This window comes from Enterobacter cloacae complex sp. P24RS (genome assembly GCF_014982165.1).
Classification (GTDB): Bacteria; Pseudomonadota; Gammaproteobacteria; order Enterobacterales; family Enterobacteriaceae; genus Enterobacter; species Enterobacter quasihormaechei.
Genome location: NZ_JADCKU010000015.1, coordinates 71,063 through 83,857, shown reverse-complemented (window position 1 = coordinate 83,857; position 12,795 = coordinate 71,063). Strand labels below are relative to the sequence as shown.

Below are 12,795 nucleotides of genomic sequence, written 5' to 3'. Positions count from 1 at the left end.
ACATGCTGAATTACCGCTTCAGCGCATCACTCAGTTCATCACGCATGTTTGCCAGCATGGCTTTAACGACGCGCGGGTTACCTGCAACGATGTTGCCGGTAGACATATAGTTATGACCGCCGGTGAAGTCGCACACGATAGCGCCTGCTTCACGTGCGATCAGTTCGCCCGCTGCAAAGTCCCACGGCTTCAGGGACAGCTCGAAGTAACCGTCAACGCGACCGGTCGCCACGTAGGCCAGATCCAGTGCAGCAGAGCCGGTGCGACGGAAGTCCGCGCATTCGGTGAACAGTTTGCCCAGGATATTCATATAGGTGGTTGCGTGCTGCTTCGCCTTGAACGGGAAGCCGGTCGCCAGAATAGTGCCGTCCAGATCGCGTGCATTGCTGCAACGCAGACGGTAGCCGTTCAGCTGTGCGCCCTGACCGCGGGTAGCGGTGAACAGTTCGTTACGCATTGGATCGTAGACAACGGCGACTTCAGTACGGCCTTTGATGCGTACTGCGATAGAAACTGAGAAGTGTGGCAGGCGTTTAACGAAGTTGGTTGTGCCATCCAGTGGATCGATAACCCATTGAACATCCTGATCGGTACCTTCATGTTCACCGCTTTCTTCGGTGATGATGGTGTGCTGCGGGTAAGATTTGCGGATCGTTTCGATAATAATCGCTTCTGCGGCTTTATCGACGTTAGTCACGAAATCATTGCTGCCTTTCTGGCTGGTTTCTACGGAGTCTGGAGTTTCGTAGTGTTTGGCAATTACATTACCCGCCTTGCGCGCTGCGCGCACGGCGATGGTCAGCATCGGATGCATCGGTCTCTCTCACTGGATGTTAAAGAACAGGAAAATCGGCGCAGAGTATAGCAGCGGGATCGGATTATGTCTCTCGTTTATGATAATATGCCCGAATATTCTTCAGACACTGAACCCAGACATCTAAAAATTATGCTGCAAAACATTCGAATCGTGCTGGTCGAAACATCGCACACCGGCAACATGGGCTCTGTGGCCCGCGCTATGAAAACCATGGGCTTAACGAACCTGTGGCTGGTTAATCCGCTGGTGAAACCAGACTCTCAGGCTATTGCCCTGGCGGCCGGCGCCAGCGACGTGATCGGTAATGCGCAGATCGTGGACACGCTGGATGAAGCCCTGGCCGGTTGCAGCCTGGTGGTGGGCACCAGTGCGCGCTCCCGTACGCTGCCGTGGCCGATGCTGGACCCGCGCGAATGCGGCCTGAAAAGCGTCTCAGAAGCGGAGCAGGCGCCGGTTGCACTGGTGTTTGGTCGCGAACGCGTTGGCCTGACCAACGAGGAACTACAGAAGTGCCACTACCACGTGGCGATTGCCGCCAACCCGGAATACAGCTCGCTTAACCTGGCGATGGCGGTGCAGGTAATCGCCTACGAAGTGCGCATGGCATGGCTGGCGACGCAGGAGAAACAGGTCGAACCTAAAGAAGAGACGGCCTACCCGCTGGTGGACGACCTGGAGCGTTTCTACGGCCACCTGGAGCAGACACTGCTCTCTACCGGTTTCATCCGTGAAGGCCACCCGGGCCAGGTAATGAACAAGCTGCGCCGTATGTTTACCCGCGCCCGTCCGGAAAGCCAGGAGCTTAACATCCTGCGCGGGATCCTGGCGTCGATTGAGCAGAAGAATAAAGAGTAGTGCCGTGTGTTCGCCGGGTGGCGCTTCGCTTACCCGGCCTACAAAGCCCGTAGGCCCGTGCAAGCGCCGCGCCGCCGGGCAAAAAATACGGCACAGAAGGTTAAATACCTGACTAAAACAGTCAAGTAAATAGTTGACCAATTTAGTCAGGAATGTCAGACTTGGCCCTGCTATGCAATACCCCCATTTTACAATAAAAAACCCCGGGCAGGGGCGAGTTTGAGGTTAAGTAAGACATGAGACTGACATCTAAAGGGCGTTATGCCGTGACCGCGATGCTGGACGTTGCGCTCAACTCCGAAGCGGGCCCGGTTCCGTTGGCTGATATTTCTGAACGACAAGGGATCTCCCTCTCTTACCTGGAACAGCTGTTCTCCAGACTGCGTAAAAATGGACTGGTGTCCAGCGTTCGTGGCCCGGGCGGCGGTTATCTGCTGGGTAAAGACGCGGGCAGTATTGCGGTTGGCGAAGTGATTAGCGCGGTGGATGAATCCGTTGATGCAACCCGTTGCCAGGGTAAAGGCGGCTGTCAGGGCGGCGATAAATGCCTGACCCACGCGCTGTGGCGCGATCTGAGCGACCGTCTGACCGGCTTCCTGAACAACATCACCCTGGGTGAACTGGTGAATAACCAGGAAGTTCTGGACGTTTCTGGTCGTCAGCACAGTCAGGATTCACAACGCAGCACCCGTTCGCAGGACGCCATCGACGTTAAACTGCGCGCGTAATTAAAAAGATAAGTATTCAGAATCAGGCCGGGGTGGTCACACCCCGCGTACTCGGTCGTACATCCAGCCGGTTGCCTGATTCCTTGCATTGAAGCGATGTACGGAGTTTATAGAGCAATGAAATTACCGATTTATCTCGACTACTCCGCAACCACGCCGGTGGACCCGCGTGTTGCCGAGAAAATGATGCAGTGTCTGACCCTGGACGGAAACTTTGGTAACCCAGCTTCCCGTTCACACCGTTTTGGCTGGCATGCTGAAGAGGCGGTAGATATCGCCCGTAATCAGATTGCTGACCTGGTTGGCGCCGACCCGCGTGAAATTGTTTTCACCTCCGGTGCGACCGAATCCGACAACCTGGCGATCAAAGGTGCGGCCAACTTCTATCAGAAAAAAGGCAAGCACATCATCACCAGCAAAACCGAACACAAAGCCGTGCTGGACACCTGCCGTCAGCTGGAGCGTGAAGGGTTCGAGGTGACTTACCTGGCGCCGCAGAGCAACGGGATCATCGACCTGAAAGAGCTCGAAGCGGCGATGCGTGACGACACCATTCTGGTTTCCATCATGCACGTTAACAACGAAATCGGCGTTGTGCAGGACATCGCGACCATCGGCGAAATGTGCCGTGCGCGCGGCATCATCTACCACGTGGATGCGACCCAGAGCGTGGGCAAACTGCCTATCGATCTGAGCCAGCTGAAGGTAGACCTGATGTCCTTCTCCGGCCACAAAATCTATGGCCCGAAAGGTATCGGCGCGCTGTACGTTCGTCGTAAGCCACGCATCCGCATCGAAGCACAGATGCATGGCGGCGGTCACGAGCGCGGCATGCGTTCCGGTACGCTGCCTGTTCACCAGATCGTGGGCATGGGCGAAGCGTACCGTATCGCGAAAGAAGAAATGGAAACCGAGATGGCACGCCTGCGTACGCTGCGTAACCGTCTGTGGGACGGCGTGAAAGATATGGAAGAAGTGTATCTGAACGGCGATCTCGAGCAGGGCGCGCCAAACATCCTCAACGTCAGCTTCAACTATGTTGAAGGTGAATCGCTGATCATGGCGCTGAAAGACCTGGCCGTTTCTTCCGGTTCTGCCTGTACGTCTGCAAGCCTGGAGCCATCCTACGTGCTGCGTGCGCTGGGCATGACTGACGAGCTGGCACACAGCTCAATCCGTTTCTCTTTAGGTCGTTTCACTACCGAAGAAGAGATTGACTACACCATCAAGCTGGTTCGTAACTCCATTGGCCGTCTGCGCGACCTTTCTCCACTGTGGGAAATGTTCAAGCAGGGCGTGGACCTGAACAGCATTGAATGGTCACATCACTAATCGGTACATAAGGAGAATTCAATCATGGCATACAGCGAAAAAGTTATCGATCATTACGAGAACCCGCGCAACGTTGGCTCTTTTGACAACAGCGACGACTCTGTCGGCAGCGGCATGGTTGGTGCGCCAGCATGTGGCGACGTGATGAAGTTGCAGATTAAAGTCAACAATGAAGGTATCATTGAAGACGCGCGCTTCAAGACCTACGGCTGCGGTTCTGCTATTGCCTCCAGCTCCCTGGTCACCGAATGGGTGAAGGGCAAGTCTCTGGACGAAGCACAGGCAATCAAGAACACGGATATTGCTGAAGAACTCGAACTGCCACCAGTGAAAATTCACTGTTCTATTCTGGCAGAAGACGCGATCAAAGCCGCCATTGCGGATTACAAAAGCAAACGTGAAGCAAAATAATTGAGGTTTGAGTATGTCGATTACCCTTAGCGACAGCGCTGCCGCGCGAGTAAGCTCTTTTCTGGCGAACCGTGGTAAAGGCTTTGGCCTGCGACTGGGCGTACGTACCTCCGGCTGTTCTGGTATGGCTTACGTACTGGAGTTTGTTGACGAGCCGGCGTCTGATGACACCGTGTTTGAAGACAAGGGCGTGAAGGTGGTGGTCGATGGCAAAAGCCTGCAATTTCTCAACGGCACTCAGCTGGACTTCGTAAAAGAAGGCCTGAACGAAGGGTTCAAATTCACGAACCCGAACGTCAAAGACGAGTGTGGTTGCGGCGAAAGCTTCCACGTTTAACCGCGCGTCATCCGAAACCCCACCGTGGCTTTGCTGCGCGTGGGGTTTGTTCTAACAGGCTACCCCTGAGATTGTTATGGATTACTTCACTCTCTTCGGACTACCCGCTCAATACCCGATCGATCTTCAGGCACTGACGATCCGTTTCCAGGATCTACAGCGTCAGTACCATCCGGATAAATTCGCCAGCGGGACGCAGGCAGAGCAGCTGGCTGCGGTATCGCACTCCGCAACCATCAATCAGGCCTGGCAAACGCTGCGTCATCCGCTGACGCGTGCCGAATATCTGCTTTCGCTCCACGGCTTCGATCTGGCGAGCGAACAGCATACCGTGCGCGACACCGCCTTTCTGATGGAACAGCTGGAGCTGCGCGAAGAGCTGGATGAGATTGAACAGGCCAAAGATGAAGCGCGTCTGGAACGTTTTATCACGCGCGTAAAGGGCATGTTCGATACCCGCCATCAGCAGATGGTGGAGCAACTGAACAACGAGACCTGGGACGTCGCGGCAGACACTGTGCGCAAACTCCGTTTTCTCGATAAACTGCGAAGCAGTGCTGAACAACTCGAAGAAAAGCTGCTCGATTTTTAATTTCGGAAGCAATTATGGCCTTATTACAAATTAGTGAGCCTGGCTTAAGCGCCGCACCGCACCAGCGTCGTCTGGCGGTCGGTATTGACCTGGGCACCACCAATTCCCTCGTGGCGACCGTGCGCAGCGGCCAGGCGGAAACGCTGGCTGACGAGCAGGGCCGCCATCTGCTGCCTTCCGTGGTCCACTATCAGCCGCAGGGGCACGCGGTTGGCTACGACGCCCGCGCCAACGCCGCGCGCGATCCGGCCAACACCATCAGTTCCGTAAAGCGCATGATGGGCCGCTCGCTGGCTGATATCCAGACCCGCTACCCGCACCTGCCGTATCAGCTTCAGGCCAGTGAAAACGGCCTGCCGATGATTGCCACGGCGGCCGGCCTGCTGAACCCAATTCGTGTTTCCGCTGACATCCTCAAAGCGCTGGCGGCGCGCGCGACGGCGACGCTCGGCGGCGATCTGGACGGCGTAGTGATCACCGTTCCGGCCTATTTTGACGACGCACAGCGTCAGGGCACCAAAGACGCCGCGCGTCTGGCGGGCCTGCACGTGCTGCGCCTGCTGAACGAACCGACGGCGGCGGCGATTGCCTACGGCCTCGACTCCGGTCAGGAAGGGGTGATTGCGGTCTACGATCTGGGCGGCGGCACCTTTGATATTTCTATCCTGCGCCTGAGCCGCGGCGTGTTCGAAGTGCTGGCGACCGGCGGGGATTCCGCGCTCGGCGGCGATGATTTCGACCATCTGCTGGCGGACTACATCCGCGAGCAGGCGGGCATCAGCGATCGCAGCGATGCGCGCGTTCAGCGCGAACTGCTGGATGCGGCTATCGACGCCAAAATTGCGCTGAGCGATGCGCAGTCGGTCAGCGTTAATGTCGCAGGCTGGCAGGGTGAAATCACCCGCGATCGGTTCAGCGAGCTGATTACGCCTCTGGTTAAACGCACCCTGCTGGCCTGCCGTCGCGCATTGAAGGATGCGGGCGTGGAGGCTGACGAGGTGCTGGAAGTGGTCATGGTAGGCGGCTCAACGCGCGTGCCGCTGGTGCGCGAGCACGTGGGCGAATTCTTTGACCGCACGCCGCTGACCTCTATCGACCCGGACAAAGTGGTTGCCGTCGGCGCCGCTATCCAGGCCGATATTCTGGTTGGCAACAAGCCGGACAGCGAAATGCTGCTGCTGGACGTCATCCCGCTGTCTCTCGGTTTAGAAACCATGGGCGGCCTGGTGGAGAAAGTGATCCCGCGTAACACCACCATTCCGGTGGCGCGCGCGCAGGAGTTCACCACCTTCAAAGACGGCCAGACCGCGATGTCCATCCACGTGATGCAGGGCGAGCGCGAACTGGTGCAGGACTGCCGGTCTCTGGCGCGCTTTGCGCTGCGCGGTATCCCGGCGCTGCCGGCGGGCGGGGCGCATATTCGCGTGACCTTCCAGGTGGACGCCGACGGCCTGCTGAGCGTGACGGCGATGGAAAAATCCACCGGCGTGGAATCGTCCATTCAGGTGAAGCCGTCCTACGGCCTGACCGATGGCGAAATCGCCTCCATGATCCAGGATTCAATGAGCTACGCCGAGCAGGATGTGAAGGCGCGTATGCTGGCTGAACAGAAAGTTGAAGCCGCACGCGTGCTGGAAAGTCTGAACGGGGCGCTCGCTGCCGATGCCGCGCTGTTAAGCGCCGCCGAGCGCCAGGTGATTGACGAGGCTGCCGCGCGCCTAAGCGCAGTCGCAGAAGGCAATGACGCTGACGCAATAGAAGAAGCCATTAAAAACGTTGATAAACAAACCCAGGACTTCGCCGCTCGCCGCATGGACAAATCTGTCCGCGTCGCGCTGAAAGGCCAGTCCGTGGACGAGGTTTAATATGCCAAAGATTGTTATTTTGCCTCATGCGGACCTCTGTCCGGATGGTGCTGTTCTGGAAGCGAAGACCGGTGAAACCATTCTCGATGTTGCCCTGCGTGCAGGTATCGAAGTGGAACACGCCTGTGAAAAATCCTGTGCCTGCACCACCTGCCACTGCATCGTGCGTGAAGGTTTCGACTCTCTCGCCGAGAGCACCGAAGATGAAGACGACATGCTGGATAAAGCATGGGGTCTGGAGCCAGACAGCCGCCTGAGCTGCCAGGCCGCGGTGACCGATGAAGATCTGGTCGTGGAATTCCCACGCTACACCATCAACCACGCACGCGAGCATTAATATGGGACTGAAGTGGACAGACAGCCGTGAAATCGGCGAAGCGCTCTACGACGCGAACCCGGATCTCGATCCGAAGACCGTACGATTCACTGACATGCACCAGTGGATCTGCGTTTTAGAGGATTTCGACGACGATCCTAACGCATCCAATGAAAAAATTCTGGAGGCGATTCTGTTAGTCTGGTTAGATGAAGCAGAATAAATAACAAAACGGGCTGCCTTCAGGCGGCCCGTTTGCTAGTTGCTAATAAGGATAAATAAAATGACCGAAGCGATGAAGATTACGCTCGCCACACAGCCTGCTGACGCGCGCTGGGGCGAAAAAGCCACCTACAGCATCAACAACGACGGTATCACCCTGCACCTGACGGGCAACGATGATTTGGGTCTGATCCAGCGCGCCGCGCGTAAAATTGACGGCCTGGGCATTAAGCATGTGTCGCTGGAGGGTGAAGGCTGGGATACTGACCGCAGCTGGGCGTTCTGGACGGGATACAAAGGCCCGAAAGGCACCCGTAAAATTGAGTGGGCGAACCTCGACGAAGCTGGTCAGAAAGAGCTGGAAAGCCGCCTAAAAATTATCGACTGGGTGCGCGACACCATTAACGCCCCGGCGGAAGAGCTTGGCCCTGAGCAGCTGGCGCAGCGCGCCGTTGACCTGCTGTCCGGCGTGGCGGGGGATAACATGTCCTACCGCATCACCAAAGGCGAAGATCTGCGCGAGCAGAACTACATGGGCATTCATACCGTGGGCCGCGGCTCCGAACGTCCTCCGGTCCTGCTGGCGCTGGATTACAACCCAACCGGCAATAAAGAAGCGCCGGTCTTTGCCTGCCTGGTCGGGAAAGGCATTACCTTCGACACCGGCGGCTATAGCCTGAAGCAGAGCGCATTCATGGATTCCATGAAGTCCGACATGGGCGGCGCGGCAACCATCACCGGCGCGCTGGCGTTCGCCATCACTCGTGGCCTGAACAAGCGCGTCAAGCTGTACCTGTGCTGCGCGGATAACATGGTGAGCGGTAACGCCTTCAAGCTGGGCGACATCATTCGCTACCGCAACGGTAAAAATGTCGAAGTGATGAACACCGACGCCGAAGGCCGTCTGGTGCTGGCCGATGGCCTGATCGACGCCTCTGCCCAGAAACCAGAGCTCATTATCGACATGGCGACCCTGACCGGCGCGGCGAAAACGGCCCTGGGTAACGACTACCACGCGCTGTTCAGCTTCGACGACAAGCTGGCCGCTCGCCTGCTGGCAAGCGCCGCGGCGGAAAACGAGCCGTTCTGGCGCCTGCCGCTGGCCGAGTTCCACCGCAGCCAGCTGCCGTCTAACTTTGCCGAGCTGAACAACACCGCGAGCGCGGCGTATCCGGCGGGTGCAAGCACCGCAGCGGGCTTCCTGTCTCACTTCGTTGAGAACTATCATGAAGGCTGGCTGCACATCGACTGCTCTGCAACCTACCGTAAAGCGGCGGTTGAACAGTGGTCTGCGGGTGCGACCGGTCTGGGCGTGCGTACCGTGGCGAACCTGCTGACGGCTGAGTGATCTTTTTTGCCGGGCGGCGCTGCGCTTGCATGGGCCTACGGTTTTGTAGGCCGGGTAAGCAAAGCGCCACCCGGCGTTTTTTTGAAGTAGCGAAACTATGTCAGATACTAAAAACGAATTAGAGACCCTGCTGGAGCAGGCGGCGACCGAGCCCGCCCACCGTCCGGCCTTTTTCCGCACGCTGCTGGAATCTACCGTCTGGGTGCCGGGAACGGCGGCAGAAGGGGAGCAGGTAGTGGAAGACAGCGCGCTGGATCTGCTGCACTGGGAGAAAGATGACGGCACCTCGGTGATCCCGTTCTTTACCTCGCTGGAAGCCTTGCAGAAAGCGGTAGACGACGAACAGGCGTTCGTGGTGATGCCGGTGCGCACGCTGTTCGAAATGACGCTGGGGCAGACGCTTTTCCTCAACGCCAAACTGCCAACAGGGAAAGAGTTCACCCCGCGCGAAATCAGCCACCTGATTGGTGAGGAGGGCAACCCGCTCAGCACCCAGGAGGTGCTGGAAGGGGGAGAAACGCTGCTGCTCTCTGAAGTGGCCGAGCCGCCCGCGCAGATGATTGACTCCCTGACCACGCTGTTTAGTACCATCAAGCCGGTGAAACGCGCTTTCCTCTGCTCCATCAAAGAGGGAGCTGATGAACAGCCCGTGCTGCTGATTGGTATTGAAGCGGACGGCGATATTGAAGCCATCATTCAGGCAGCGGGAAGCGTAGCGACCGACACGCTGCCGGGCGATGAGCCGATCGATATCTGTCAGGTGAAGAAGGGCGAGAAAGGGATCAGCCACTTTATTACCGAGCACATCACCCCGTTCTACGAGCGTCGCTGGGGCGGCTTCCTGCGCGATCTTAAAACCAACCGCATTATTTAATTACGGCGGGGTGAGCCTCACCCCGTTGCCTCCAGCAGCAGTAAATCCATCAGTAGCACCAGATTCGACTCAAACGACGTCACGCCCGCGGCTTCGGCAGCGAAGTGCACCGCCTCGTCATACAGCGCGAAATGCAGATCCGCCATGCCCGCCAGCGTATTGGCGGAGGCTCGGGTAAACGCGACGACCGTCATGCCGACGTTTTTGGCTATCCGCGCTTTATCCAGTACCTGCTCCGTTTCGCCGCTGCGGGAGACGGCAATAAACACCTGATAACGCGCGGCGTTACTGAGAAAAATATTCCGGCTGTCCCCCGGCCCGGAGATGAACGCCGTTTTACCCAGCACCTGCAACTTCTTGGTCAGGTACTCGGCAAAAAGATACGAAAACCCGGCGCCGTAAAGAAAGAAGCTCTCTTTCTGGCGCAGCAGGCTGGCAAACTGCTGGCGTTTGGCCTGGGTGACCCACTGAAAGGTATGCTGATAGTTGGCAATAAACTGAGCGAACAGCGCCGGTAATTCCGCATGCTGCTCAGGCTGCACGGTGATGTGCGGCGTGTCTGAAAGCAGCTGCTTGCAGTGCCAGATAAACTCGCTAAAGCCGCTGAATCCGAGCTTCTGACACAGGCGCATAATCGTCGCGGTGGAGACAAATGTCGCCAGCGCCAGCTCGCGCACGGTGATGTTGCCCACCAGCAGCGGATGCTCCGTGAGGTGGGCGAGGACGCGATACTCCGCGCGGGTCAGTGAGGACCCGCGCGTTAACAGCGTTGCCAGGCGGTTATCCATTATTTCGCCGGTTCAACCGGCAGATCGTCCCGCGCGCCCCATTCGCACCAGGCGCCGTCATACAGCGTCACGTCATTCGCGCCAAGGGTTGCCAGCGCCAGAATCACCACGCAGGCCGTCACGCCGGAGCCGCAGCTGGCAATAATCGGACGATGCAGATCCACGCCCTGACGTTCAAATACGGCACGCAGTTCATCGGTGGTTTTCAGCTCGCCTTCAAACACCAGATCGCCCCACGGCACGTTCAGCGCACCCGGAATATGGCCTCGCCTCAGCCCCGGTCGTGGTTCATCCGCTTCAGCGTTAAAGCGGGGTGCAGGGCGCGCATCGACGATTTGCGCCGTCTTTTCGTGGCTGACGACCAGCACATCGGTCAGACGCTTCACCACGTGTGCGTCAAACGACGCGTCGAAATCGCCTTCCGGCAGCGTGACGTCACCCTGCTGGAGCGGCAGCTCATCGCGTTTCCAGCCCGCAAGCCCACCCGCCAGAATCGACACTTTTTCCACGCCGAAGTTTTTCAGCATCCACCACGCGCGCGGCGCGGAGAACAGATTGCCTTCATCGTAAACAACAAGATGTTTGTCTTTGCTGATGCCCAGCTCGCGCATCGTCACGGAAAACGCTTCCGGACGCGGCAGCATGTGTGGCAGGGGAGAGGTGTGATCGGAAAGCGCTTCGATATCAAAAAATACCGCGCCTGGCAGATGCCCTGCGCGGTACTCACCGGGAACGTCACGATGCTCTTGCCCCGGAGGGGCCATGCGCGCATCAATAATCTGAACTTCCGGATCGTCACCGTGCTCAATCAGCCAGTCGGCGGCGACAAAATATGAGGTGGACATGGTTGCCTCCATTCTTTTCCGTAAAAAAGGATTGTCGGTGTTTTTTCTGACACCGACAAGCTAACCACGTTCAACTCGCGAGCAAGCCCCTATTTTTTCACCGCTTCGCCGTCCTGCCAGGCTTTTTGCAGTACAGGCCAGTAGTCGCGGTTGGCTTCGATCATCTCATCCAGGATTGCCTTCGCGTGTTCCATGGTCGGCACGGTGCGGTTCAGGGTGAACGCCTGCAACGCTTTTTCATAGCTGCCTTCAATGGTCGCCTCAACCAGCAGCTGTTCAGAGGCCAGCTGCTGCTGTAAAAGCGTCTGGTGAAACAGCGGCACCTGACCCACGCGGACGGGCTCTGGTCCTTCGGAGGTAATATAGGCAGGCACTTCCACCACCGCATCATAAGGCAGGTTGGTAATCGCCCCGCGGTTTTCGACCATCACCAGGTGACGCTGGCGCAGGTTAAACGCCAGCGAGCAGGCGACATCGACGATAAACTCACCGTGGACACCTACGTGGAAGGCATCCGGTAAAATTCCGGTGCGCTGGTACTCTTCGGCAGCGGCGAACAGCTTTTTCTCACGCCCGTTCATCACTTCGTTGGCCCGGGTATAGTCGGGGTTTTGATGCTCCACAATCTGGTTCGGCATCAGGTAGTACTGTAGATACGGGTTCGGCAGGTACTCCGGGAAGTTATCCATTATCGGCTTGATGTTGCGCCAGGTTTTTACCCACGACGGATCCGAGTGCTGCGGGTCGGTTTTTGCGGCATCTTCCGTCAGCAGTCCAAACTTCGCGATATGTTTACGCAGCTCCGGTAATTTGTCCTCGCCGTCCACCAGCACGCGGGTAAACCAGCCGAAGTGGTTGAGACCAAAATAGTCCACCTCCAGCCTGCGACGATCCACGCCCAGTATGGCCCCCATATTACGCATCGCCGCGACCGGCATATCGCAGATGTTCAGCACCCGAGCGTTGGGGCGCAGGCGACGCACGCCCTCCGCAACAATCGCTGCCGGGTTGGAGTAGTTCACGATCCACGCTTTCTCATGTGCGTAGCGTTCCACTCGATCGATAAGCTCGACCATCGGCAGGATTGTGCGCAGGCCATACGCCAGCCCTCCTGGGCCGCAGGTTTCCTGGCCGACCACGCCGTGGCGCAGCGGAATTTTTTCATCCTGCTCGCGCATTTTGTACTGCCCGACGCGCATCTGGGCAAAAACAAAGTGTGCGCCGCTGAAGGCCACTTCCGGGTCGCTGGTGACGGTGAATTTGATGCTCTGACTGTGGTCGCGAATGACCTTCTCCACCACGGGCGCAATGGTCTTCTGACGCGCCTCGTCGATGTCGTACAGGCGGATCTCTGCCAGAGGGAAATCGTCCAGGCGTACCATCAGGCTTTTCACAATACCCGGCGTGTAGGTGCTGCCGCCGCCGGCAATCGACAGAATAAAGGGGGGTGTAAACATTTTTAGCT

At 57.7% G+C, this 12,795-nt stretch carries 15 protein-coding genes; 11 read left to right on the top strand and 4 right to left on the bottom strand.

Features of this window, described 5'->3' with window-relative positions; genetic code table 11:
- Positions 1-10: 10 nt before the first annotated feature.
- Positions 11-814, bottom strand: coding sequence for an inositol-1-monophosphatase (gene suhB / locus INF58_RS16170; protein ID WP_003860668.1), 804 nt, complete (start codon positions 812-814; stop codon positions 11-13).
- Between the two features lie 132 nt (positions 815-946).
- On the opposite strand from suhB, the gene trmJ reads away from it, so the two are divergent.
- From trmJ to sseB, 11 genes are all read left to right on the top strand, one after another.
- Positions 947-1,672 (top strand): tRNA (cytosine(32)/uridine(32)-2'-O)-methyltransferase TrmJ, encoded by a 726-nt coding sequence (gene trmJ, locus INF58_RS16165; protein ID WP_063450562.1) that lies wholly within the window; start codon positions 947-949, stop codon positions 1,670-1,672.
- A gap of 236 nt (positions 1,673-1,908) precedes the next feature.
- Positions 1,909-2,400, top strand: coding sequence for a Fe-S cluster assembly transcriptional regulator IscR (gene iscR, locus INF58_RS16160; protein WP_022649018.1), 492 nt, complete (start codon positions 1,909-1,911; stop codon positions 2,398-2,400).
- A gap of 117 nt (positions 2,401-2,517) precedes the next feature.
- Complete coding sequence (gene iscS / locus INF58_RS16155; RefSeq protein ID WP_003860663.1) at positions 2,518-3,732, top strand: cysteine desulfurase; 1,215 nt, start codon at positions 2,518-2,520, stop codon at positions 3,730-3,732.
- A 24-nt stretch (positions 3,733-3,756) separates the two neighbouring features.
- On the top strand, positions 3,757-4,143 hold the full coding sequence (gene iscU / locus INF58_RS16150; RefSeq protein WP_015703172.1) for a Fe-S cluster assembly scaffold IscU: 387 nt from the start codon (positions 3,757-3,759) through the stop codon (positions 4,141-4,143).
- Positions 4,144-4,156: 13 nt separating this feature from the next.
- Positions 4,157-4,480 (top strand): iron-sulfur cluster assembly protein IscA, encoded by a 324-nt coding sequence (gene iscA, locus INF58_RS16145; RefSeq protein WP_003860659.1) that lies wholly within the window; start codon positions 4,157-4,159, stop codon positions 4,478-4,480.
- Between the two features lie 76 nt (positions 4,481-4,556).
- Positions 4,557-5,072: a co-chaperone HscB gene (hscB, locus tag INF58_RS16140; RefSeq protein WP_193528092.1), complete on the top strand. Its 516-nt coding sequence runs from the start codon at positions 4,557-4,559 to the stop codon at positions 5,070-5,072.
- Positions 5,073-5,086: 14 nt separating this feature from the next.
- Positions 5,087-6,937, top strand: coding sequence for a Fe-S protein assembly chaperone HscA (hscA, locus tag INF58_RS16135; RefSeq protein WP_193528091.1), 1,851 nt, complete (start codon positions 5,087-5,089; stop codon positions 6,935-6,937).
- Position 6,938: 1 nt separating this feature from the next.
- On the top strand, positions 6,939-7,274 hold the full coding sequence (fdx, locus tag INF58_RS16130; protein WP_003860652.1) for an ISC system 2Fe-2S type ferredoxin: 336 nt from the start codon (positions 6,939-6,941) through the stop codon (positions 7,272-7,274).
- A 1-nt stretch (position 7,275) separates the two neighbouring features.
- Positions 7,276-7,476 (top strand): Fe-S cluster assembly protein IscX, encoded by a 201-nt coding sequence (iscX, locus tag INF58_RS16125; RefSeq protein ID WP_165716258.1) that lies wholly within the window; start codon positions 7,276-7,278, stop codon positions 7,474-7,476.
- A 60-nt stretch (positions 7,477-7,536) separates the two neighbouring features.
- Entirely contained in the window at positions 7,537-8,823 is a 1,287-nt protein-coding gene (pepB, locus tag INF58_RS16120) for an aminopeptidase PepB (protein WP_112791758.1), read from the top strand.
- A 97-nt stretch (positions 8,824-8,920) separates the two neighbouring features.
- Entirely contained in the window at positions 8,921-9,697 is a 777-nt protein-coding gene (sseB, locus tag INF58_RS16115) for an enhanced serine sensitivity protein SseB (RefSeq protein WP_193528090.1), read from the top strand.
- A gap of 17 nt (positions 9,698-9,714) precedes the next feature.
- Here the strand turns inward: sseB and INF58_RS16110 are convergent, their stop codons facing one another.
- From INF58_RS16110 to INF58_RS16100, 3 genes are all read right to left on the bottom strand, one after another.
- Positions 9,715-10,485: a MurR/RpiR family transcriptional regulator gene (locus INF58_RS16110; RefSeq protein ID WP_063450521.1), complete on the bottom strand. Its 771-nt coding sequence runs from the start codon at positions 10,483-10,485 to the stop codon at positions 9,715-9,717.
- A complete protein-coding gene (sseA, locus tag INF58_RS16105) occupies positions 10,485-11,330 on the bottom strand; it encodes a 3-mercaptopyruvate sulfurtransferase (RefSeq protein WP_193528089.1) in 846 nt (281 codons plus the stop codon). Before sseA ends, INF58_RS16110 begins: the two co-directional genes overlap by 1 nt.
- Before the next feature lie 89 nt (positions 11,331-11,419).
- Positions 11,420-12,787, bottom strand: coding sequence for a 6-phospho-alpha-glucosidase (locus INF58_RS16100; protein WP_193528088.1), 1,368 nt, complete (start codon positions 12,785-12,787; stop codon positions 11,420-11,422).
- Positions 12,788-12,795 lie beyond the last annotated feature (8 nt).

Coding starts and splice junctions, on each gene's coding strand:
- hscA (WP_193528091.1), top strand. CDS start 5,087: ATGGCCTTATTACAAATTAGTGAGCCTGGCTTAAGCGCCGCACCGCAC.
- iscR (WP_022649018.1), top strand. CDS start 1,909: ATGAGACTGACATCTAAAGGGCGTTATGCCGTGACCGCGATGCTGGAC.
- pepB (WP_112791758.1), top strand. CDS start 7,537: ATGACCGAAGCGATGAAGATTACGCTCGCCACACAGCCTGCTGACGCG.
- INF58_RS16110 (WP_063450521.1), bottom strand. CDS start 10,485: ATGGATAACCGCCTGGCAACGCTGTTAACGCGCGGGTCCTCACTGACC.
- sseA (WP_193528089.1), bottom strand. CDS start 11,330: ATGTCCACCTCATATTTTGTCGCCGCCGACTGGCTGATTGAGCACGGT.
- hscB (WP_193528092.1), top strand. CDS start 4,557: ATGGATTACTTCACTCTCTTCGGACTACCCGCTCAATACCCGATCGAT.
- INF58_RS16100 (WP_193528088.1), bottom strand. CDS start 12,787: ATGTTTACACCCCCCTTTATTCTGTCGATTGCCGGCGGCGGCAGCACC.
- iscA (WP_003860659.1), top strand. CDS start 4,157: ATGTCGATTACCCTTAGCGACAGCGCTGCCGCGCGAGTAAGCTCTTTT.
- suhB (WP_003860668.1), bottom strand. CDS start 814: ATGCATCCGATGCTGACCATCGCCGTGCGCGCAGCGCGCAAGGCGGGT.
- fdx (WP_003860652.1), top strand. CDS start 6,939: ATGCCAAAGATTGTTATTTTGCCTCATGCGGACCTCTGTCCGGATGGT.
- iscX (WP_165716258.1), top strand. CDS start 7,276: ATGGGACTGAAGTGGACAGACAGCCGTGAAATCGGCGAAGCGCTCTAC.
- sseB (WP_193528090.1), top strand. CDS start 8,921: ATGTCAGATACTAAAAACGAATTAGAGACCCTGCTGGAGCAGGCGGCG.
- iscU (WP_015703172.1), top strand. CDS start 3,757: ATGGCATACAGCGAAAAAGTTATCGATCATTACGAGAACCCGCGCAAC.
- trmJ (WP_063450562.1), top strand. CDS start 947: ATGCTGCAAAACATTCGAATCGTGCTGGTCGAAACATCGCACACCGGC.
- iscS (WP_003860663.1), top strand. CDS start 2,518: ATGAAATTACCGATTTATCTCGACTACTCCGCAACCACGCCGGTGGAC.